The 19714-nt window shown below is 66.8% G+C and carries 16 protein-coding genes; 9 read left to right on the top strand and 7 right to left on the bottom strand.

Features of this window, described 5'->3' with window-relative positions; translation table 11 throughout:
* Positions 1 to 32 precede the first annotated feature (32 nt).
* Complete coding sequence (locus ASD94_RS15245) at positions 33 to 905, bottom strand: LuxR family transcriptional regulator (protein WP_235510681.1); 873 nt, start codon at positions 903 to 905, stop codon at positions 33 to 35.
* A 164-nt stretch (positions 906 to 1069) separates the two neighbouring features.
* Between ASD94_RS15245 and ASD94_RS15250 the strand changes: the two genes are divergently transcribed.
* The 3 genes from ASD94_RS15250 (at position 1070) to ASD94_RS15260 (ending at position 4522) form a co-directional block, all read left to right on the top strand.
* Positions 1070 to 1546 carry a DUF3237 domain-containing protein gene (locus ASD94_RS15250; RefSeq protein WP_056644390.1) on the top strand — a complete coding sequence of 159 codons (477 nt, stop codon included), beginning with the start codon at positions 1070 to 1072 and terminating at the stop codon, positions 1544 to 1546.
* A gap of 69 nt (positions 1547 to 1615) precedes the next feature.
* Positions 1616 to 2653, top strand: coding sequence for a tripartite tricarboxylate transporter substrate binding protein (locus tag ASD94_RS15255; RefSeq protein ID WP_200954241.1), 1038 nt, complete (start codon positions 1616 to 1618; stop codon positions 2651 to 2653).
* A 189-nt stretch (positions 2654 to 2842) separates the two neighbouring features.
* Positions 2843 to 4522: a DUF6351 family protein gene (locus ASD94_RS15260; RefSeq protein ID WP_156391445.1), complete on the top strand. Its 1680-nt coding sequence runs from the start codon at positions 2843 to 2845 to the stop codon at positions 4520 to 4522.
* A gap of 79 nt (positions 4523 to 4601) precedes the next feature.
* Here ASD94_RS15260 and ASD94_RS15265 read toward each other — a convergent pair whose 3' ends face one another.
* The 3 genes from ASD94_RS15265 to ASD94_RS15275 form a co-directional block, all read right to left on the bottom strand.
* A complete protein-coding gene (locus ASD94_RS15265) occupies positions 4602 to 5117 on the bottom strand; it encodes a hypothetical protein (RefSeq protein ID WP_056644394.1) in 516 nt (171 codons plus the stop codon).
* Positions 5118 to 5176: 59 nt separating this feature from the next.
* Positions 5177 to 5428 (bottom strand): GlsB/YeaQ/YmgE family stress response membrane protein, encoded by a 252-nt coding sequence (locus tag ASD94_RS15270; RefSeq protein ID WP_056644397.1) that lies wholly within the window; start codon positions 5426 to 5428, stop codon positions 5177 to 5179.
* 83 nt (positions 5429 to 5511) lie between these two features.
* A complete protein-coding gene (locus tag ASD94_RS15275) occupies positions 5512 to 6219 on the bottom strand; it encodes an adenylate/guanylate cyclase domain-containing protein (RefSeq protein WP_056644400.1) in 708 nt (235 codons plus the stop codon).
* Positions 6220 to 6494: 275 nt separating this feature from the next.
* Between ASD94_RS15275 and ASD94_RS15280 the strand changes: the two genes are divergently transcribed.
* Complete coding sequence (locus ASD94_RS15280) at positions 6495 to 6845, top strand: hypothetical protein (protein ID WP_056644403.1); 351 nt, start codon at positions 6495 to 6497, stop codon at positions 6843 to 6845.
* A 31-nt stretch (positions 6846 to 6876) separates the two neighbouring features.
* Here the strand turns inward: ASD94_RS15280 and ASD94_RS15285 are convergent, their stop codons facing one another.
* A complete protein-coding gene (locus ASD94_RS15285) occupies positions 6877 to 7464 on the bottom strand; it encodes a C40 family peptidase (RefSeq protein ID WP_056644405.1) in 588 nt (195 codons plus the stop codon).
* A gap of 276 nt (positions 7465 to 7740) precedes the next feature.
* Here ASD94_RS15285 and ASD94_RS15290 point away from each other — a divergent pair, with 276 nt between their 5' ends.
* The 4 genes from ASD94_RS15290 (at position 7741) to ASD94_RS15305 (ending at position 12166) form a co-directional block, all read left to right on the top strand.
* The gene (locus ASD94_RS15290) at positions 7741 to 8826 is read left to right on the top strand and encodes a PQQ-dependent sugar dehydrogenase (protein WP_056644408.1); all 1086 of its coding nucleotides are present in this window, start codon (positions 7741 to 7743) and stop codon (positions 8824 to 8826) included.
* A 204-nt stretch (positions 8827 to 9030) separates the two neighbouring features.
* Positions 9031 to 10560 (top strand): thymidine phosphorylase family protein, encoded by a 1530-nt coding sequence (locus ASD94_RS15295; protein WP_056645059.1) that lies wholly within the window; start codon positions 9031 to 9033, stop codon positions 10558 to 10560.
* Positions 10561 to 10562: 2 nt separating this feature from the next.
* The gene (locus ASD94_RS15300; RefSeq protein ID WP_056644411.1) at positions 10563 to 11474 is read left to right on the top strand and encodes a ribose-phosphate diphosphokinase; all 912 of its coding nucleotides are present in this window, start codon (positions 10563 to 10565) and stop codon (positions 11472 to 11474) included.
* A gap of 89 nt (positions 11475 to 11563) precedes the next feature.
* Positions 11564 to 12166: an isochorismatase family protein gene (locus ASD94_RS15305; RefSeq protein WP_056644414.1), complete on the top strand. Its 603-nt coding sequence runs from the start codon at positions 11564 to 11566 to the stop codon at positions 12164 to 12166.
* 85 nt (positions 12167 to 12251) lie between these two features.
* On the opposite strand, the gene chrA is transcribed toward ASD94_RS15305, so the two are convergent.
* On the bottom strand, positions 12252 to 13604 hold the full coding sequence (chrA, locus tag ASD94_RS15310) for a chromate efflux transporter (RefSeq protein ID WP_056645061.1): 1353 nt from the start codon (positions 13602 to 13604) through the stop codon (positions 12252 to 12254).
* A gap of 185 nt (positions 13605 to 13789) precedes the next feature.
* Here chrA and ASD94_RS15315 point away from each other — a divergent pair, with 185 nt between their 5' ends.
* Entirely contained in the window at positions 13790 to 15691 is a 1902-nt protein-coding gene (locus tag ASD94_RS15315; protein ID WP_056644417.1) for a propionate--CoA ligase, read from the top strand.
* 105 nt (positions 15692 to 15796) lie between these two features.
* Here the strand turns inward: ASD94_RS15315 and ASD94_RS15320 are convergent, their stop codons facing one another.
* On the bottom strand, positions 15797 to 19615 hold the full coding sequence (locus ASD94_RS15320) for an EAL domain-containing protein (protein ID WP_056644420.1): 3819 nt from the start codon (positions 19613 to 19615) through the stop codon (positions 15797 to 15799).
* Between the last annotated feature and the right edge of the window lie 99 nt (positions 19616 to 19714).

Genomic DNA, 19714 nt, shown 5'->3' on the forward strand with positions numbered 1-19714 from the left:
CATTGTGCCCATGCCCTGAGCGGCGTTGAACGCTAAGCGCTGCGTTGGGTGCCCAGCGCCAACGCAAACAGCTCGTTGCGAAAGTGGATGCCCAGGCGGCTGAATGCGCGGTTGCGGTAGGTTTTGACGGTGGGCAGGCTCAGGCCCAGGTCGCAGGCAATGCCTTCCTGCGTCATGCCTTGGAGCAGGCGGGCGCACACGTCCAGCTCGCGCTCGGTCAGCCCCGCGTGGGCGCGCAGCAGGCGTTCGCGCAGCGCGGGCAGGCTGTGGGACAGCGCGGGGGCCGTGGCCTGGGGCGAGGGCTGCAGTGCGGGTTGCAGCACGCCGGGGCGCTGGGCCAAGGCGATGTGTTTGCGGGTCAGCGCCAGCAGCACGGGGGCCATGCCCTCAAAGTCGCTGATCTGCCGGTCCTGAAACGGCTTTTGGTGCTGGTGGCGGTAGAAGTTGACGGCAAAGACCGAGCCATCGCTCTCGTGTTCCACCACCGACACCCGCTCGGCGACGCCATGGGCTTCGTACACGCGGGCGCGGTGCTCAGCGTCCACCTCGGGCGCCGTCAGGTGGCACAACTGGGTGGGCGCTTCGGTGGGGGCGGCATCGTCCAGCGAGCGGCCCCAGGTGCGGTCGGTGCGGTAGGGGCCCGACAGGTACGCCCACCAGCAGTCCTGCGTGGTGTCTGGAATGCCGTAACTGGCCGACATGAACAAGGTGGGCTTGCAATGGCGCCCGGTGCGGTACACCGACCACGACGCTGCGGGCAGCACGGGTGCCAGCTCCTGCAGCATGCCGCAGGCAAACCCGTCGTCGCCCAGCTGGTGAACCATGGCGCCCAAGGCCGAGCCCGTGAGGTTGGGCGGGGGCGCGATGCCGCCGCCCGAGGTGCTTGCAGGGAGCCAGTGCCTCATGGGTTGCGCGGGGTGTGCCGGGTGGGCGTTGCCATGGCTGTCATCTTCAGGGATGACAGGGGTCAAGCACCACGGGATTTACGCTAGGTGCAACCCGAACCAGGCCGGGTACACGCCGCCCGGCATGTGCCAGCCCCTGGCCAGACACCCGAAAGATGGAGCCCATGACCGAACCCGTGCCCTTTGTGGAACCCCGTTTGCGATTTTTTGCCGACCTGCGTGTGGAGGTGGGCGCGCCCCAGGAGGTAGGCCGCACCGTGCACGGCCTGCGCCGGCTCATCCCCATCCTGGGTGGGAAGGCCCTGGGCGACGGCTGGCAGGCCAGGGTGATGCCTGGCGGGGCGGATTTTCAGCTCATCGTGAGCGACACCCTGGCCGAGCTGGACGCGCGCTACACGCTGGAGGCCGACGGCGGGGACCTGATCTATGTGCAAAACCGCGCCGTGCGGTCTGGCCCGCCCGAGTTGATGGCCCGCTTGGTGCGTGGCGAGGCGGTAGACCCGGCGCAGATCTACTTTCGCTGCAGCCCCCAGTTCGAGACCGCGTCTCCCGCGCTGCGATGGATCGGGGAGCGCATGTTCACCGGCACGGGCGCGCGGTTTCCCGATGCCGTGGCCATGCGGTTCTGGGAGCTGATGTAGCCGCACCGCAGTCCCGTATTTCTTTTTTTGATGACCGACAGCACACAACAACACCCTGGAGACCTTGTCATGACCTCTCTTTCCACGTTCACCCGCACCTTGTCCTGTGGACTCTCCCGTCGCCACGCCTTGCGCAGTGTCTGCCTGGCAGCCACGGTGGTGGCGGGCCTGGCCCCTGCCACCGGCGCCCTGGCGCAGACGGCGGGCTACCCCAATAAGCCGGTGCGCATCATCGTGGGCTTTCCAGCAGGCACGGGGCCGGACATCGTCGCGCGGCTGCTGGCGCAGAAGCTGTCTGAAGGCTGGGGCAACCTGGGCGTGATCGTGGACAACAAGCCCGGCGCCGGTGGCCTGATCGCTGCGACCGAGGCCGCACGTGCCACCCCCGATGGCTACACACTGATGCTGGGCGAAACCGGCCAGCTCAGCATTGCGCCCAGCAGCTACAACAAGCTGCCGTACGACCCGCAAAAGGACTTTGCACCTGTGAGCCAGGTGGTCACCGCCGACTTTGCGTTGCTGGTCAACCCGCAAAAGGTGCCCTCGCGCAATGTGAAGGACTTTGTGACCTGGACCCAGCAGCAAAAGGGCCTGTTCCTGGCCACCTTTGGCGCGGGTACACCCGGTCACTTCGGTGCCTTCATGTTTGGCGAGGCCGTGAAGCTCAAGCCCGAACCGGTGCATTACAAGAACACCACCGATGCACTGGGCGGCCTGTTCAGCGGTGACGTGCAGGGCGTGTTTGCCAGCGTGGGCCTGGCCGCGCCCAACGTGAAGGCCGGCAAGCTGGTGGCGCTGGGCACCACAGGCGGTACCCGGTCCAACGCACTGCCCGATGTGCCCACCATCAAGGAGCAGGGCTACCCCAGCCTGGAGTTCAACTCCTGGTTTGGCATCGTGGCCCCGGCCAAGACGCCCCCCGAGATCGTCGCCAAGCTGAGCGCCGACATCATCAAGGCCGTGCAGTCGCCCGAGGGCAAGGCCAAGATGGAAGAGGCCGGCTTCCGCGTGACGGGCACCAACCGCGAAGAGTTCGCCCGCATCATCGCGGCCGACACGGTGACCTGGGGCAAGGCCGTGGCCGCCACGGGCTTCAAGGCCGACTGAGTCGGCACTGCCTCGTTATTGCCGGGCGCTACGCATTCCGCTCGCAGGGCGGCGCCAGGCGATAGGGGCAACGCCCTTCAATTCCCAAAAAATCCACGCACCTCTCTCAGCGACGCCCTGACGGCCGTCGCCGGGCGATCCTGCGCCAATGGTTCACCCCCACAAGACCGATTCACCGAGGAGACCACCATGCCATCCCTGTCATTGGACACCCCCATCGCGCAACGCGTTGCGCTGCCCGCCGCCATGCTGCTGCCACTGTTGCTCAGTGCCTGCGGCGGCGGCAACGCCGTGCTGGTGACCGAAAGCGCCAACCCGGCCGCCGCTTGCGCCGCGTTGAGCACCAACGCGCAGCTCAGCAACACCAACTTGTCCACCAGCTATGTGCCACCCGGCACGCGCCGCCCCGGTGGTGCTGCCACGGGTGACTTTTTGCCCGGGCACTGCGTGGTCACGGGCGCCATCAACCCGCGTGTGGGTGTGGATGGCAAGAACTATGCGATCGGTTTTCAGCTCAGCCTGCCCGACCGCTGGAACGGGCGCTTTCTGTTCATCGGCGGGGGCGGCAACGACGGCATCCTGCGCGACACCTCGCTCAGCTCCAGCATTTCGGGCGGCACGCCGTCGCCGCTGGGGCAGGGCTTTGCGGTGGTGTCCACTGATGCGGGCCACACCGGCACCAGCGCCAGCTTTGGCGCCGACCCGCAGGCGCGCATCGACCATGCCTACAACTCCTACGACAAGACAGCCGTGGCCTCCAAGTCGCTCATCAGCACGCGCTACGGCCGCAAGCCGGACTACTCCTACTTCTCGGGCTGCTCAGGCGGTGGGCGCCAGGGCATGATGTTCTCGCAGCGGTTCCCGGACTACTTTGACGGCATCACCGCCGGGGCGCCCGCCATGCGCGTGTCCAGCGGCGCCACCGTGGCCGCGATGTGGAACACCATCCAGTTCAACGCCATTGCGCCGCAGGATGCCAGTGGCAACCGCATCCTCTCCAAGGCCTTCAGCAACAGCGACCTCAAACTGGTAGCCACTGCCGTCAATGCCACCTGCGACGCCGCTGACGGTGTGGTGGACGGCTTGGCCCAGAACGTCAATGCTTGCAAGGCGTTTGACCCCGCCGTGCTGCAATGCACGGGCGGCAAGACCGACAGCTGCCTGTCGTCCGCCCAGGTGGGTGCGCTCAAGAGCGTGTTTGCCGGGCCCCGCAACTCCGCCGGCAAGGCGCTGTACACCGGCCAGCCGTGGGACGCCGGCCTGGCGGCACCGGGCTGGCGGTCGTGGACGCTGGGCAACTCGACCACGGCCACGCCCGATGCGCGCTACATCACGCTGATGGTGGATGCACTGGTCAACGAGTTCTTCACGCCGCCCGATCTCTCGTTCAACCCGCTGGCCTTCAACTTCGACACCGACCCCGCACGCATGGCGGCGTATTCGGCCATCTACGACACCTATGCCGATGACAAACTGGCGGCCTACAAGCAGCGCGGCGGCAAGCTGCTGTTCATCCACGGCATGTCCGACCCGATCTTCTCGGCGTTTGACACAGTGGACTACTACGAACGCCTGGCGGCCAACAACGGCGGTGTGGCGGCAACGCAGAACTTTGCGCGGACCTTCCTGGTGCCGGGCATGAACCACTGCTCGGGCGGGCCAGCTACCGACAACTTCGACTCGGTCCAGACCATGGTGGACTGGGTGGAGAAGGGCATTGCTCCGCAAAGCATTGCGGCGAAGGCACTGCCTGCAAACACTGACTTCCCCAACCGCACGCGGCCGCTGTGCCCCTACCCGCAGTTTGCCAAGTACAAGGGCTCGGGCAGTGTGGAAGATGCCAGCAGCTTTGTCTGCTCGGCGAGTTGATGCGAAGCCGATCAGCGGTGCAACCAAGCAAAAAGGGCCCTCGGGCCCTTTTTGCTTTCCGCCGTCAGGCTCTGAGGCGTCAGCGTTTGCCAGCCGACGCTGACGCAGGCGGCGGCAATCGCAGTTGCGCCTGTTGCACCACGCGGATGCAGTCGCGCAGATGTTGCTCCCCCAGGTAGCGCAGCGTGGCGTAGCCGATGGTGGCCGCAATGGCCTGGCCGGCCAGGGGCACATACTTGGCCACTTGCTTCGTGCTCAGCCGCAGCCCCACGGTCTGGGTGGCGCGGAGGACCAGTTCGCGGGTGATCAGCTTGCCAATGAGCACAGACCCCACCAAGCCCACCGCCTTTTGCACCTGCTCCCGCTTCTTCGGGTCCAGCCGGTCGATCTGCTCGGCCGACAGGCCGAACTCGGCGTTGATCTGCGGGATCAGGCGTGAGAGCAGGGCGGCGTCCACCGCCCAGTCGAGCCCTGGCACCGGTACCATGCTGGCGGCTGCCGCCACGACGGCGCGGCGGTGCAGCAGCTTGCGCGCACGGCGCACCGTTGCGGCCAGTTCAGGGTCTCCAGCGGCCATCTGTAGCGAAGTGGGCATGGTTGGCAAAGTGTGGGTGACAGCAGTGGAGTGTGATCAGCAAATGATGCACATGCCGTTCAGGATTTGCCCTTGACCAAGCCATACACCACCAGCAGGGCGACGGCCCCGAGCACCGAGGCGATCCAGCCAGCGCTGTCCCCCTGGGCGTACCAGCCCATCGCCATGCCCACATAGCTGGCCAGAAACGAGCCCGCCACCCCCAGCAGCGCCGTCATGATCCAGCCCAATTTGTCGTCCCCTGGCTTGATGGCGCGGGCGATGAAACCCACCACCAAACCAATCAGCAGCATCCCCAGCAGTGACAGCATGTTGTTCCCCTTAATAGTTGGTCCAGACGATGGAGTCACTTTACAGATAAGGCAGTCAAACCGCTGTCGGACAATGCCCCCTGTCAGCGTCCCGCAGGCAGGGATGTGCTGGGCGATTGGAGTGCCAGGGGTCGCAACGGGCGTTCGAAAAGGCAGCGCTCAAACCGGTGCGCCTGCAGATCCATGCCCGAGATCTGGTGCTCGGTGCGGGCACAGACATAACGACCGGCAGGCAGGCTGGCCCAGGCCGCCTGCGTGAGCAGAATCTCGTTGGCCATGGCGATGTCTTCGCCCAGCTTGCAGGCGCAGTTCATCTCCGGGCCAAACAGGTCTTCACGCGCAATCACCAGGGTGGGGCCGAAGCCGATGCCCGCGCTCACGTTCAGTGTGCGCTCCGGGGGCAGCACAGTGTTCATGGCGCCCAAGGCGCGCAGGGTGTCCAGCGCGGCCTCCAGGGCTTGTTCGGGGGTGGCGAACACGGCAAACAGGTTGTCTGCCTCCTGCTTGATGACCTCGCCGCCATTGCCCTCGATAGCAGGGCGGGCGGCCTGCTCCATCTGGTGGATCATGGCCAGAAAATGAATGATGCCGTGGCTCTGGGTGATCCGGGAAAAGCCGCACATGTCGAGCACCAGGATCGCGACATTGCGGACAAAGGCTTCCTCGATGGCCGCGTCAATCGCCCCGGCGTCGTGGGTGGGGGTCTGGTTGCGTTCTGACAGCAGGCGCCTCAGATAGCCTTTGTCGTGCGCTGTGGCGGCATCTGGAGGCAGTGCGGGGGTGTGGTGCATGGCAACGCCCTGTGGGTGGTGTCCGACATGGTAGCGCGGCCGGTGCTGGCGCTGTGGGGTGGGGCGCGGGGCTACAGTGGGGCATCCGGTGGCGTGGCCCGATGCCCTCCTTGGCCTCCCGAATCGCCGCAGCCACTCATGCCATCCCTGATCGACAGAAAGGTGTAACCCCTATGTTCACAGCTTCAACCGTTTCTTCGTTGCCCCTTACTGCACAAGCAGCGCGCCGCCCGTATCCGCACGGGTTGCTCCGGCTGTGGAAACGGCCAGCCGCCTTGCTGGTCGTTGCATGCACTTTGGGTGGCGCTCTGGCGCTGCCCACCGTCGCACAGGCTCAGAGCGACGAGGCATCGCTGTCCCGTGGTGCGGTGCCAGACGCCACGCCGCAGCAACGTTACCAGTCGGCCATCCGCGAGGCGGGGGGCGGGCTGAAGGTGAGTCTGGAAGAGTGCCGGGCCATGCCGGTGGCGGAGCGCAAGGGTTGCGAGTCCGAGGCCCGGGCACGTTATCAAGCCGACATGGCGGCCGCCAAGGCGTTGTTGCGGGGTGATCCGTCCGCAGGCCCGGTCAACATCACCGGCGGCCCGATCCGCAGCACCGAGACGGTCTACGTGGTCAAGCCATGACGCTCCACAGCGCCTAAACCCGCAGGCCTGCTTATCGCTGTGTCTGCGGGGCTTGGGCGCTTTCCACGCCTTCAGCCGGTGTCACGCGGCGTGCGCCATTGAAGCGGCGGGCCCAGTAGGCGATGCCCATGTCTTCGACCCGAATTTCGGAACCGCTGCGGGGCGAGTGGATGAACTTGCCGTCGCCCACATAAATGCCCACATGGCTGAAATTGCGGCGCATGGTGTTGAAGAACACCAGGTCGCCGGGTTGAAGTTCTTTCTTGTCGATGACCTGGGTAGCGGCTGCCTGCTGGTCTGCACGGCGAGGCAGCATCAGGCCCACCGTCTGTTCATAGATGGCGCGCACGAAGCCGCTGCAGTCAAACCCGGTTTCGGCACTGTTGCCGCCCCGCTTGTAGGGCACGCCCAAAAAACCCATGGCGTTGACTACCAGGTCGCCCGCGCGGCCTGCCACGTTCTGGGCCTTGTCGGCCACCTTGTGGCTCACGTCTTCAAGTCGGGTGAACAGCCCTTTGTCCGCGAGCAAGCGGTCCATATCGTCAGAATTGGTGCCCTGGGGCGCGGCGTGCGCAGCGGTGGCGCAGGCGAGGATGAGGATGCAAAACCATCTGGACATGGGGGCGAAGGGTAACACGGTATGGTTATTTATCAAAAATAAGCGTTTTCGCAAGCTGTTGATTTGATTCAGATAAATGGAGTTGCCCTGCGTTTTCACTGATGGCGGCAGCCTGCAGGATGCGCGCCAGCCAGGCTTTGCACTGCCCCAGGGACCATGGGAGGCGAGGTCACGCACCAAGAGGAGCTTGATAGCATGGGTTGGACACCAAATTGGCGCAAGGTGCTAGTGCACAAAGCGCGAGCAGCTATGTTTTTGATAGTGGTAGGCGTACACATGGGGGCTGAGGCCCAAACTGCGCCAACGCCCGCCGTATCGCTGGTACCCATAGCCACCGGCCTGGCCCATCCGTGGGCCGTGGCCTTTTTGCCCGGCGGGCAGTTTTTGGTGACCGAGCGGCCCGGGCGCCTGCGCGTGATTAGCGCGGCCGGGCAGGTGGGCTCTCCGCTGGCTGGGGTGCCGCCGGTGGCAGCGGGTGGGCAGGGCGGCCTGCTGGACGTGGTGACCGACAACGACTTTGCCCGCAACCGCCGCATCTACTTTTGCTTTGCAGAGCCCGCAGCGGGTGGCGCGGCAGGCAACAGCACGGCGGTGGCGCGCGCCACCTTGTCGCCAGATGCCGGCAGCCTGCAGGACGTGCGCGTCATCTTCAGCCAGCGGCCCAAGGTAGAGAGCGCGCTGCACTTCGGCTGCCGCATTGCCCAGGCCGGTGACGGCAACCTGTTTGTGGCGCTGGGCGAGCGCTACCACCGCAAGGACGACGCCCAAAAGCTCGACAACCACCATGGCAAGATCATCCGCATAACCCCCGACGGAGCAGCGCCGCCCGACAACCCTTATGTGAGGCAGCCCGGCGCCTTGCCCGAGATCTGGAGCTACGGCCACCGCAACCCCCAGGGCGCCACGATGGGCCCCGACGGCAAGCTGTGGATGCACGAACATGGTCCGCAGGGCGGTGATGAAATCAATCAGCCCCAGCCCGGGCGCAATTACGGCTGGCCTGTTATCACTTATGGCGAGAACTATGGCGGCGGCAAGATCGGCGAGGGCGCGGCCAAGGCCGGGATGGAGCAGCCTCTGCATTACTGGGTGCCTTCCATTGCACCGTCGGGCATGGCGTTTCTGACCAGTACGCGCTACGGCGCGGCGTGGCAAGGCAGCCTGTTTGTCGGGTCGCTCAAGTTTGGCACCCTGCACCGGCTGGAGGTGGCGGGTGGCAAGGTGCAGAAGGAAGAACGGCTGCTGCAAGGCAACGGTGAGCGCATTCGCGACGTGCGCCAGGGGCCAGACGGCCTGCTGTACCTGCTGACCGACAGCCCGCAAGGGCGCTTGCTGCGGTTGCAGCCGGCTGCGGCGCCGTGACCGGTTTTGCTTGACGCATATCAAGCAAGTCCGGAGATGAGGGCCCGAACCCGCTGACCCGGGGTGATCCCGCAGCCTGTGCGGGCATTTTCGGTATAGGCTGGTGCGATGCACGCTGAGCCCACCACCCCGTCCCCTTCCGCTCCCTTGGTCAACCCGAGCGTCGCCTCGGCCGACCCCGCAGGCACGCCACCCCGCTCCCAGCTGGCCTTGCGCCGCGTGGCCATCGACACCTGGCGCGAGAACGTGGCGTACCTCCACCGCGACTGCGCTGTGTACCGGGCCGAGGGCTTCCAGGCCCTGTCCAAGATCGAGGTGCGCGCCAACGGCCGCCGTATTCTGGCCACGGTCAATGTGGTGGATGACCTCGCCATCGTGGGTTGCAATGAACTCGGCCTGTCGGAAGACGCGTTTGCCCAGCTGGGCGTGGACAACGGCCACACCGTGTCGGTGGCCCAGGCCGAGCCGCCTGAGTCAATGGGCGCGCTGTTCCGCAAGATCGCCAGCGAGCGCCTCACCCGCGAGGACTTTGGCGCCATCGTGCGCGACATTGCCGACCATCGGTATTCCAAGATCGAACTCACCGCCTTTGTGGTGGCCTGCCACCGCAGCGAGCTGGACCGGGAGGAGGTTTTCTTTCTGACCGACGCCATGGTGAACAGCGGCCGGCGCCTGGACTGGCACGAACCGCTGGTGGTGGACAAGCACTGCATCGGCGGCATCCCCGGCAACCGCACCACCATGCTGGTGGTGCCCATCGTGGCAGCGCACGGCATGTTGTGCCCCAAGACCTCGTCGCGCGCCATCACCTCGCCCGCTGGCACGGCCGACACCATGGAGGTGCTGGCCAAGGTAGAGCTGCCGCTGGAGCAGCTGGCCGACATCGTGCGTGACTACCGGGGCTGCCTGGCCTGGGGGGGCACCGCCAACCTGTCGCCCGCCGACGATGTGCTGATCTCGGTGGAGCGGCCGCTGTCCATCGACTCGGCCGGGCAGATGGTGGCGTCCATCCTGTCCAAAAAGGTAGCAGCGGGGGCCACGCACCTGGTGCTCGACATTCCCATCGGCCCCACGGCCAAGGTGCGGTCCATGCCTGACGCGCAACGCCTGCGCCGCCTGTTTGAATATGTGGCACGGCGCATGGGCCTGTCGTTGGACGTGGTCATCACCGACGGCCGCCAGCCCGTGGGCAAAGGCGTGGGCCCGGTGCTGGAGGCCCGCGACGTGATGCGCGTGCTGCAAAACGACCCGCGCGCGCCCGACGACCTGCGGCAAAAGGCGCTGCGCTTGGCCGGGCGCCTGATCGAATGCGACCCCGATGTGCGCGGCGGCGACGGTTATGCGATTGCGCGCGACATCCTCGACTCGGGCCGGGCGCTGGCGCGCATGAACGCCATCATCGCCGCCCAGGGCGCCACAGGGTTTGACCACAACCACCCGGCGCTGGGTGCGCTGACGCTCGACGTGGTGGCACCCGCCAGCGGCGTGGTGGCCGGCATCGACAACTACCAGATCGCCCGCGTGGCCCGCCTGGCCGGCGCCCCCAAGGTGCCTGGCGCCGGCGTGGACCTGATGCACAAGCTGGGCGACACCGTGGCCGCCGGCGACCTGCTGTACCGCGTGCACGCCAGCTACCCAGCCGACCTGGAGTTCGCGCGCCACGCGTGCGAGCGCGACAGCGGGTACCGCTTGGGCACGGCCGACGAGGTGCCGCGCGTGTTTGTGGAGTTCTGACCATGGCGTTGCCAGAAGCCGCTTGTGTGCTGTATTTCGACGACGAAGCCGCGCCTGCGCTGCGCCTGTCACAGGCTGCGGGTTTGACGGCCTGTGCCATTGAGCGCCACCGCTTCCCCGATGGCGAACTCAAGCTGCGCCTGCCCGTGGATGCTGCAGGCCAGTTGCCACGCCAAGCCGTGCTGCTGCGCAGCCTGCACCAGCCCAATGAAAAGCTGGTGGAGCTGCTGCTGGCCGCCCGCACGGCCCGCAGCCTGGGCGTGCAGCACCTCACGCTGGTGGCGCCGTACCTGGCCTATATGCGGCAGGACATCGCTTTCCACCCCGGCGAGGCCGTGAGCCAGCAGGTGGTGGGCGGCTTTCTGGCCGGTCTGTTCGATGCCGTCATCACCGTGGACCCGCACCTGCACCGCATCGACCGGCTGGAGCAGGCCATCCCCGTGCCGCGGGCCGTGGTGCGCAGCGGCGCCGAGCCGCTGGCCGACCTGATTGCTGAGCGCCGACCGAATGCGCTGCTGGTGGGGCCCGACGGCGAATCCGCCCAGTGGATCGCCCAGGCCGCCGCCCGCCACGGTTTTGACCATGCCGTCTGCACCAAGGTGCGCCATGGTGACCGGCAGGTGGTCATCGAGCTGCCCCCCCTCAACGCCCAAGGCCGGGCCGTGGTGCTGCTGGACGACATGGCCAGCACCGGCCGCACGCTGGCGCTGGCTGCCCGGCTGCTGTTGCAGGCGGGCGCCGCCTCGGTGGATGTGGCCGTGACGCATGCGTTGTTTGCGGGCGATGCACTGCAGGCGATGCGCGAATCCGGGGTGGGGGAGGTGTGGAGCACGGACTGCATTCCGCACCCGAGCAACGCGGTGGCGATGGCCGGGCCGCTGGCGGCTGCGCTGCGGTCGGTCCTGGCTGCGTAAGGGGCACCGCCGGGCTGCGACAATGCGCCATTCCTCAGCGCCCCGAACCGGCCAGCGCACTCCAGAACACGCACACGATCGAACACACCATGCTGCTTGACGCCACCGAATCCCAACTCGTCCTGGTCGATTACCAGGAGCGCCTGATGCCCGCCATCTACGAAGGCCCCGCCGTGCTGGCCAACGCCCGCCGCCTGGCCGAGATCGCCCGCATGCTGGACGTGCCCGTGTGGGGCACCGAGCAAAACCCCTCCCGCCTGGGCGCCAACGACGCCGCGCTGCGCGCCCTGTGCCAGAAGACCCTGGCCAAGATGCACTTCAGCGCCGCCGAAGAAGGCCTGGGCGAATGGCTGCGCCCCCCGGCCAAGCCCCAGGGCGGCAACGCACGCAGCCTGCCCAAACACCTGCAAAAGCCCGCACCGCTGGCGGCGGAGCGCGGCACCATCGTCATTGCGGGGTGCGAAGCCCATGTCTGCCTGCTGCAGACCGCGCTGGACCTGATCGATGACGAGTTTGAAGTGTGGGTGGTGACCGACGCCTGCGGCTCGCGCACCGAACGCAACCGCGACGCCGCCTTCGACCGCCTGGCCGGCGCAGGCGCCGAGCTGGTGACCACCGAGATGGTGGCGTTTGAATGGCTGGGCAGCTGCGAGCACCCGGCGTTCAAGGACGTACTCGGGCTGATCAAATAACCAGTTTTGAGCCAAATCGGCTGCTAGCGCATAATTTTCATGCGCTAGCAGCTATCAAAATCATAGTGGTTGGTGTGAATTCCGCTCAGGCGAAGTAGGGCACAGCCAGCTTGACCGCCAGTCCTACCACCGCGCAGCCGCCCAGCAGCGGCATGACGCCCAGCTTGAAGCGGAACAGCGCCACCAGCGCCCCCACGGCGATGACGGCCGACACGGCATCAAAGCGGCCGCCAAAGCCCTGCGGCCACAGCAGGTGGTAGGCAAAGAACAGCGCCAGGTTCAGGATCACGCCCACCACAGCAGCCGTGATGGCTGACAGCGGCGCGGTAAAGCCCAGTTTGCCGTGCGTGGCCTCCACCACCGGGCCGCCCGCCAGGATGAAGATGAACGAGGGCAAAAAGGTCACAAAGGTCACGACCGTGGCCGCCGCCACGGCGCCTGCGAACAGTGCTTCCTGCCCCCACACCTGCTGCAGCCAGCCGCCCACAAAGCCCACAAACGCCACCACCATGATCAGCGGGCCGGGCGTGGTCTCGCCCAGGGCCAGCCCATCGATCATTTGCGGACCGCTGAGCCACTGGTAGTGCTCCACCGCGCCCTGGTACACATAAGGCAACACAGCATATGCGCCGCCAAAGGTGAGCATGGCCGCCTTGGTGAAGAACCAGCCCATCTGCGTGAGCGTGCCTTGCCAGCCCTGCGTGGCCACCAGCAGGCCCATGGCCGCCAGCCACAGCCCCAGCCCTGCCAACAATACCTTGACCAGGTGGACGCGAGAAAAGCGCGCATGGGCAGGCGTTGGCGTGTCGTCATCGATCAGCGCCGGGCCATAGCCCTTGTGGGCGTTGGCATGGCCGCCCCCCAGCGCAAACACGGCGGGCCAGCGCTGCGCGCCAAAGTAGCCGATCAACCCGGCCGCCAGCACGATGGCGGGGAAGGGCGTGTCGAACGCAAAGATGGCCACAAACGATGCGGCAGCGATGCCCCACATCCAGCCGTTCTTGAGCGCGCGGGTGCCGATGCGGTGCGCAGCATGCAGCACCAGCGCCGTCACGGCGGGCTTGATGCCATAGAAGATGCCCGCCACCACGGGCACATCGCCAAAGCGCAGGTACACCCATGACAGCCCGATCAGGATGAACAGCGAGGGCAGCACAAACAGTGCCCCGGCCACGATGCCGCCCCAGGTGCGGTGCATGAGCCAGCCGATGTAGGTGGCCAGCTGCTGCGCCTCCGGGCCGGGCAGCAGCATGCAGTAGTTGAGGGCGTGCAAGAAGCGGTTTTCGCTGATCCAGCGGCGCCGCTCCACCAGCTCGGCGTGCATGATGGCGATCTGGCCTGCCGGCCCGCCGAAGCTGATAAACCCAAGCTTCAGCCAGAACAAAAAGGCTTCGCGGAAAGGGACGGAGGTGGGGGCAGGGGGCTGCGCTGTTTGCATGGCCTCGGAGTGTGACAGGCCTGTGTGACGCTTGCGGACATATCCATATTCCAGCGGCATTCTGCGCCCTGTTGGCAGGGAACAAGGGCCGCCACGTCAGTTTGCCGCAAGCCCGTCATGAATAATTATGAATTCAAAACCTGCTGTCCTGGCAGGGCGAGAGAGATGCCGAGGAGACACCCACAATGACCGCACACAGCACCTACGCCGACTTCTACCGCCAGTCCATCGACCACCGCGACACCTTCTGGAGCGAGCAGGCGAAGCTGATCGACTGGAAGACGCCGCCCCAGCAGGTGTGCGACTACAGCAACCCGCCGTTTGCGAAATGGTTTGTGGGCGGCACCACCAACCTGTGCCACAACGCGGTAGACCGGCACCTGGCCACGCGCGCCAGCCAGGCGGCGCTGGTGGCCATCTCCACCGAAACCGACACCGAGCGCAGCTACAGCTTTGCCGAACTGCACGCCGAGGTGCAGCGCATGGCGGCCGTGCTGTTGTCGCTGGGCGTGAAGAAGGGCGACCGCGTGCTCATCTACATGCCCATGATTGCCGAGGCCGCGTTTGCCATGCTGGCCTGCGTGCGCATTGGCGCGCTGCATTCGGTGGTGTTTGGCGGATTTGCCTCGGGCTCGCTGGCCTCGCGCATCGAAGATGCTGAGCCCGTGGCCGTGGTGAGCGCCGATGCCGGGTCGCGCGGCGGCAAGGTGGTGCCGTACAAGCCGCTGCTGGACGAAGCCATTGCCCTCTCCAAACACAAGCCCGCTGCCGTGCTGATGGTGAACCGGGGCCTGGCGCCCATGCACCTGCAGTCTGGCCGCGACCACGAATGGGCGCCGCTGCGCGAGCAGCACCTGAACACCGTCGTGCCCTGCGAATGGGTCGAATCCACCCACCCTAGCTACACGCTGTACACCAGCGGCACCACCGGCAAGCCCAAGGGTGTGCAGCGCGACACGGGCGGCTACACCGTGGCGCTGGCCGCGAGCATGAAGCATATCTTTGACGCCAAGGCGGGCGATGTGTACTTTGCCACCAGCGACATCGGCTGGGTGGTGGGCCACAGCTACATCGTCTACGGCCCTCTGATCGCGGGCATGACGACCATCATGTACGAAGGCCTGCCCACGCGGCCCGATGCGGGGGTGTGGTGGAACATCGTCGAGAAGTACCAGGTCACGCACATGTTTTCGGCCCCCACGGCGGTGCGGGTGCTCAAGAAGCAGGACCCGGCCTACCTCGCCAAGTACAACGTGAAAAGCCTCAAGGCCCTGTGGCTGGCGGGTGAGCCGCTGGACGAGCCCACGGCCCAGTGGATCAGCGACGCGCTGCAGGTGCCCATCATCGACAACTACTGGCAGACCGAAACCGGCTGGCCCATTCTGACCCTGGCCAATGGCGTGGAAAAACAAACCACACGTTTCGGCAGCCCGGGCAAAGCCATGTACGGCTACGGCGTGAAGCTGATCGACGAGGCCACGGGCGAAGAACTGACGTGGCCTAACCAGAAGGGCGTGGTCGCCATCGAAGGCCCGCTGCCTCCCGGCTGCATGCAGACGGTGTGGCGTGACGACGCCCGCTTTGTGAACACCTACTGGAAGAGCATCCCCGGCCGCCTCATCTACAGCACCTTCGACTGGGGCATCCGCGACGCGGACGGCTACCACTTCATCCTGGGCCGTACCGACGACGTGATCAACGTGGCCGGCCACCGCCTGGGTACGCGCGAAATCGAGGAGAGCATTGCCTCCCACCCCAACATCGCCGAAGTGGCGGTGGTGGGCGTGGCGGACAGCCTCAAGGGCCAGGTGGCCATGGCGTTTGCCGTGGTGCGCGACGCCTCGGGCCTGACCGATGACGCCGCACGCCTCAAGCTCGAAGGCGAGGTGATGAAGCAGGTGGACCACCAGCTGGGCGCCGTGGCGCGGCCGTCGCGTGTGTACTTTGTGACTGTGCTGCCCAAGACCCGCAGCGGCAAGCTGCTGCGCCGTGCCCTGCAGGCCGTGGCCGAGCGGCGCGACCCGGGCGACCTGACGACGATGGAAGACCCGGCTGCGCTGCAGCAGGTGAAGGACCTGGTGGGCTGAATCGGCAGCCTTGTATGGTGCGCAGAGCGTCGTGCAGAACTCGCTATTAGAAAATTAGCTGCCCGGGTATATCGCCCTGGCACCAGGGCAGGATTTCGGTGATTTTCAAATCGGCCGGTTCCGTTGCCAACCCGCAGGCGGCTGCCAGCTGGAGGTCCAGCCGATGAAAGCCTCCAGCGGCATGGGCCGGGCGATGCAGTATCCCTGCGCCTGCAGGCAGCCCAGCTGCAGCAGCATCTGCCCCTGTTCGACGGTTTCCACCCCCTCGGCGATCACCCGGTAGCCGAACGAGCGGGCCAGGCCGATCACGCCCTGCACGATGGCCAGGTCGCCGGGGTCGCCCATCATGCCGTGCACAAAGCTCTGGTCGATCTTGAGCGTGTCCATGGGCAGGCGGCGCAGGTAGGTCAGCGACGAGTAGCCGGTGCCAAAGTCGTCCAGCGCCACGGACACCCCCATGGCACGCAAGGCGTTCAGCGTGTCGGCCACGGCGCTCAGGTCGTACAGGGCCGCGCTTTCGGTGATCTCGATCTCGACCAGGTGCGCAGGCACGCCGGGGTGGCGCGCCAGGCAGCCCGCCAGCCAGTCGGCAAAACCCGGTTGCTGCAGGTGCTGGGCGGCAATGTTGATGCTCAGCGGCATGGGCAGGCCCCGGTCCTGCAACTGCTCCAGCACCGTGAGCGCGGCCTCGGCCACCCATTCGCCAAAGCCGATCTCCAGGTCGGTACCCTCGAGCAGCGGCAAGAACTCCCCCGGTGGCACCAGGCCCCGTTCGGGATGTAGCCAGCGCGAGAGCACTTCGGCGCCCACCACCGTGCCGCTGCGCATGTCCACCTTGGGCTGGAGGTACAGCGTGAACTGGGATTGGGCGAGGGCCTCGCGCAGGTAGTGTCCCTGGGCACGCAGCAGCTGCACGGCGCGCTCCTGGGCTGCGTCGAACTGGTGAAAACGGTTGCGCCCGGCCTGTTTGGCGGCGTACATGGCCTGATCGGCATGGCGCAGCAGGGTGTCTGCATCCGCATCGTCCTGCGGAAAGATGGTGTAGCCGATGCTGGCCGTGACAACCACGCGCTCGGTGTCGAGCGTGTAGGGAGCCGAAACGCTTTCCATCACGCGCTCCAGCACGCGTTCGCAGTCGTTCACGGAGGCCAGGCCGGGCATGAGGATCACGAACTCGTCCCCCCCCAGGCGGGCCACCGTGTCCTGGGGCTGCAGCGCGCGGGTGAGCCGCCCGGCCACCACCACCAGCAGGCGGTCGCCTGCGCCATGGCCCAGGCGGTCGTTGACGGGCTTGAAGCCGTCCAGGTCCAGGTAGGCGACACCCAGCTGTTTACCGGTGTCGCGGGCCTGGGTCATGCCCTCCTGCAGCTTGCGTGCCAGCAGCACCCGGTTGGGCAGGCCGGTGAGCGCGTCGTACAGCGCCAGGCGCTGCAGCATCACCTCCTGTTCGCGCTGCGGGGTCACGTCAATGGCCACGCCCAGCATGCGGGCTGGGCTTCCTTGCTCGTCAAAGCCAACGATCTTGCCCAGGTTGCGCACCCAGCGCACGGGCTCGTTGGGCTGGTTCAGTCGCCAGGTGGCGTCAAACGGAGTGCCCAGGTGGGCCGTGTGGCGTGCCCGCTCGGCGATGATGCGGTCGACGTCGTCGGGTGCGATGGCGGTGGTCCACGGCACGGCCGCTGCGTCGTCACCGGGCTCGGGCAGGCCCCGCATGGCGTGCCAGCGCTGGTCGCCCGTCACCAGGCCGGTTTGCAGGTCCCAGTCCCACAGGCCCAGCGATGCAGCGGAGATGGTGAGCGACAGCAGGGCCTCGCGCTCGCGCACCTGGACCTCGTTGCGCTTGCGGTCGGTGATGTCGTGCACCGAGAACAGCCAGCAGGGCTCGCCGTCGAACTCGGTGGCGCGCATGGATTGCAGCACGGTGCGCCGGGGGCCATTCCGTACGTTCAGAGTCACTTCGTAATCGCTGAGCTGGCCGGCCTGGCTGACCTGGTCCATGAGCCGCTGGCGGTCTTCGGCCGAGAAGATGCCCATCTCCACCGCGGTACGGCCAATGGCCTCTTCGCGGGGGATGCCCAGCATCTCGACCCAGGCGGGGTTGATGTCCACATAGCGGCCGTCGTTGCGGCTCGACAGGCCCATGGGGTAGGGCATGAGCTGGAAGATGCGCGAGAAACGCTCCTCGGACTGGCGCAGGCGCTGCTCGGCGCGCTTGGCCTCGTCGATGTCCTGCATCACGCCGCGCACCTTGACCACGCGACCGTTTTCGATCACCGGCTCCCCCCGCGCACGCACCCACAGCAGGTGGCCGTCGGCGTGATAGACCTCCAGCTCCATGCTCCACTCGGTACGCGAACGGATGCTCTGGCGGAATTTCTCGCGCAGCGGCTCGCGGTACTGCGGGGCCACATGGCGGTCGATGTAGTCGCTGGGCGGCGGCTGGTTGGGGGACAGGCCGTGGATGTCGAAACACACGTCCGACCAGTACACCAGGCCCTTGCCGCGCTCGTCTTCCCATGCGCCCAGCCGTGCCAGCCGGCCGGCCTGCTGCAGCTGGTTGTACAGCGCCCGAAGCTCGTCGCTGGTGCGCTGGGCCTCGGTGATGTCGTGGAACACAAAAACAAAGCAGTTCTCGCCGTTCACCGGAACAGAGCGGGCCGACATCAGGCCCGGAATACGCACGCCCTTGCTCTGTGCCACCAGGGGCAGCCGGTCCACCTTGCCATCGCGTTGGTAGGTGTCCAGCAGCCGCTTGCGTTCCTGCTCGTCGGCCCAGATGCGCAGCTCGGACGAGGTGCGGCCCAGCACTTCGTCCCGCGTAAAGCCCAGCAGATCGCAGAACGCCGGGTTCACGTCGATATAGCGCCCATCGACAATGCGGGTGATGCCCGCCGGGTCGGGCAGCGTCTGGTAGAACGTGGTGTATTTGGCTTCGGCCGACTGCAGGGCCTCCTCGGCCTCGCGGTGGGCCGTGATGTCCACGTCCATGCCGATCAGGCTGGCGGGGCGGCCCTGGGCATCGCGCCGCGCCACGGTGCCGCGCGACATCAGCCAACGCCACTGGCCCTGCGTGTCCATCACGCGGAACTCGGCCTCGTAGCTTTCCTCCAGCCCGTCCATGGCGCGCGCCAGCTTGGCGGCATTGCGCTCGGCATCCAGCGGGTGGCGCCGGGCGTACCAGCGTTGCCACAGGTCGGGAGACTGCGCATCAGCGCTGGTGATGCCATAGGCCTCGTAAAAACGGCCATCGCAGGTAAACCGGCGCGTGTCCACCGCCCATTCCCAGCGGCCGCCGCCCAGTGCGTCGAGCGCCAGGCGCAGATGGCGCTCCTGCTGGCCCAGTGTCTGCTGGATGTCACTGCGCGCCAGTTCGGCGCGGGCCCGGCCGGCAATCATCAGCCAGCCGATACCCAGCATCAGCACCCCCGCGCCATGGTGCCAGTGCAGATAGCTGCCGGCGCCCGACAGCGAACTGGTAGCCCACATGGCCAGCGAGACCGCCAGCGGCAAGGTGATGGTCAGGCCCACCAGCGGAGCCCATTCGGGCCAGCGCCAGCGCGCCCCCAGTGTTCGCCAGCCCCAGCCCGACGCGAGCGCACTGCCCAGCACGGTGGTGGCAGGCCAGGCCGCCGACGTGTCCGCCCACAGCGTTGCCTGCAAGGTCAGCAAGGCGGTGATGGCTGCAGCCGGTACCCCGAAGAACAACGCCAAAAAGGCTGTGGCGGTGGGGTAGGCCACGATGTTCAGCTCCGGCGCGTTCCAGCGCAGGGCCTCGAACGCGGCAATGGAGGCCACGCCCCCCGCCACGCCCAGCAGGATCAGTGTGCGCCGCGACGGCCTCAGAGACTCCTGCGGCGAGAGCCAGACCAGCACGAGCAGCAGCAGCATGACGGCGGTGCCTGCCAGCAGCGTGTTGTTACCCATGGCGGTTTCCTTGGGCGGCCTGGGGTCGCGAACACGCCTTGAAGGAGGCTGGAGGGGCGCTAAAGACTGGCGGGCGGCCCCGAGGGAGGAGCGGGGGCA

This window comes from Acidovorax sp. Root70 (genome assembly GCF_001428225.1).
Classification (GTDB): domain Bacteria; phylum Pseudomonadota; class Gammaproteobacteria; order Burkholderiales; family Burkholderiaceae_C; genus Acidovorax.

What these genes read in the sequence shown, in the direction of transcription:
- ASD94_RS15245 (WP_235510681.1), bottom strand. Translation starts at nt 905, where the DNA reads ATGAGGCACTGGCTCCCTGCAAGCACCTCGGGCGGCGGCATCGCGCCC.
- ASD94_RS15250 (WP_056644390.1), top strand. Translation starts at nt 1,070, where the DNA reads ATGACCGAACCCGTGCCCTTTGTGGAACCCCGTTTGCGATTTTTTGCC.
- ASD94_RS15255 (WP_200954241.1), top strand. Translation starts at nt 1,616, where the DNA reads ATGACCTCTCTTTCCACGTTCACCCGCACCTTGTCCTGTGGACTCTCC.
- ASD94_RS15260 (WP_156391445.1), top strand. Translation starts at nt 2,843, where the DNA reads ATGCCATCCCTGTCATTGGACACCCCCATCGCGCAACGCGTTGCGCTG.
- ASD94_RS15265 (WP_056644394.1), bottom strand. Translation starts at nt 5,117, where the DNA reads ATGCCCACTTCGCTACAGATGGCCGCTGGAGACCCTGAACTGGCCGCA.
- ASD94_RS15270 (WP_056644397.1), bottom strand. Translation starts at nt 5,428, where the DNA reads ATGCTGTCACTGCTGGGGATGCTGCTGATTGGTTTGGTGGTGGGTTTC.
- ASD94_RS15275 (WP_056644400.1), bottom strand. Translation starts at nt 6,219, where the DNA reads ATGCACCACACCCCCGCACTGCCTCCAGATGCCGCCACAGCGCACGAC.
- ASD94_RS15285 (WP_056644405.1), bottom strand. Translation starts at nt 7,464, where the DNA reads ATGTCCAGATGGTTTTGCATCCTCATCCTCGCCTGCGCCACCGCTGCG.
- ASD94_RS15290 (WP_056644408.1), top strand. Translation starts at nt 7,741, where the DNA reads ATGGGGGCTGAGGCCCAAACTGCGCCAACGCCCGCCGTATCGCTGGTA.
- ASD94_RS15300 (WP_056644411.1), top strand. Translation starts at nt 10,563, where the DNA reads ATGGCGTTGCCAGAAGCCGCTTGTGTGCTGTATTTCGACGACGAAGCC.
- ASD94_RS15305 (WP_056644414.1), top strand. Translation starts at nt 11,564, where the DNA reads ATGCTGCTTGACGCCACCGAATCCCAACTCGTCCTGGTCGATTACCAG.
- chrA (WP_056645061.1), bottom strand. Translation starts at nt 13,604, where the DNA reads ATGCAAACAGCGCAGCCCCCTGCCCCCACCTCCGTCCCTTTCCGCGAA.
- ASD94_RS15315 (WP_056644417.1), top strand. Translation starts at nt 13,790, where the DNA reads ATGACCGCACACAGCACCTACGCCGACTTCTACCGCCAGTCCATCGAC.
- ASD94_RS15320 (WP_056644420.1), bottom strand. Translation starts at nt 19,615, where the DNA reads ATGGGTAACAACACGCTGCTGGCAGGCACCGCCGTCATGCTGCTGCTG.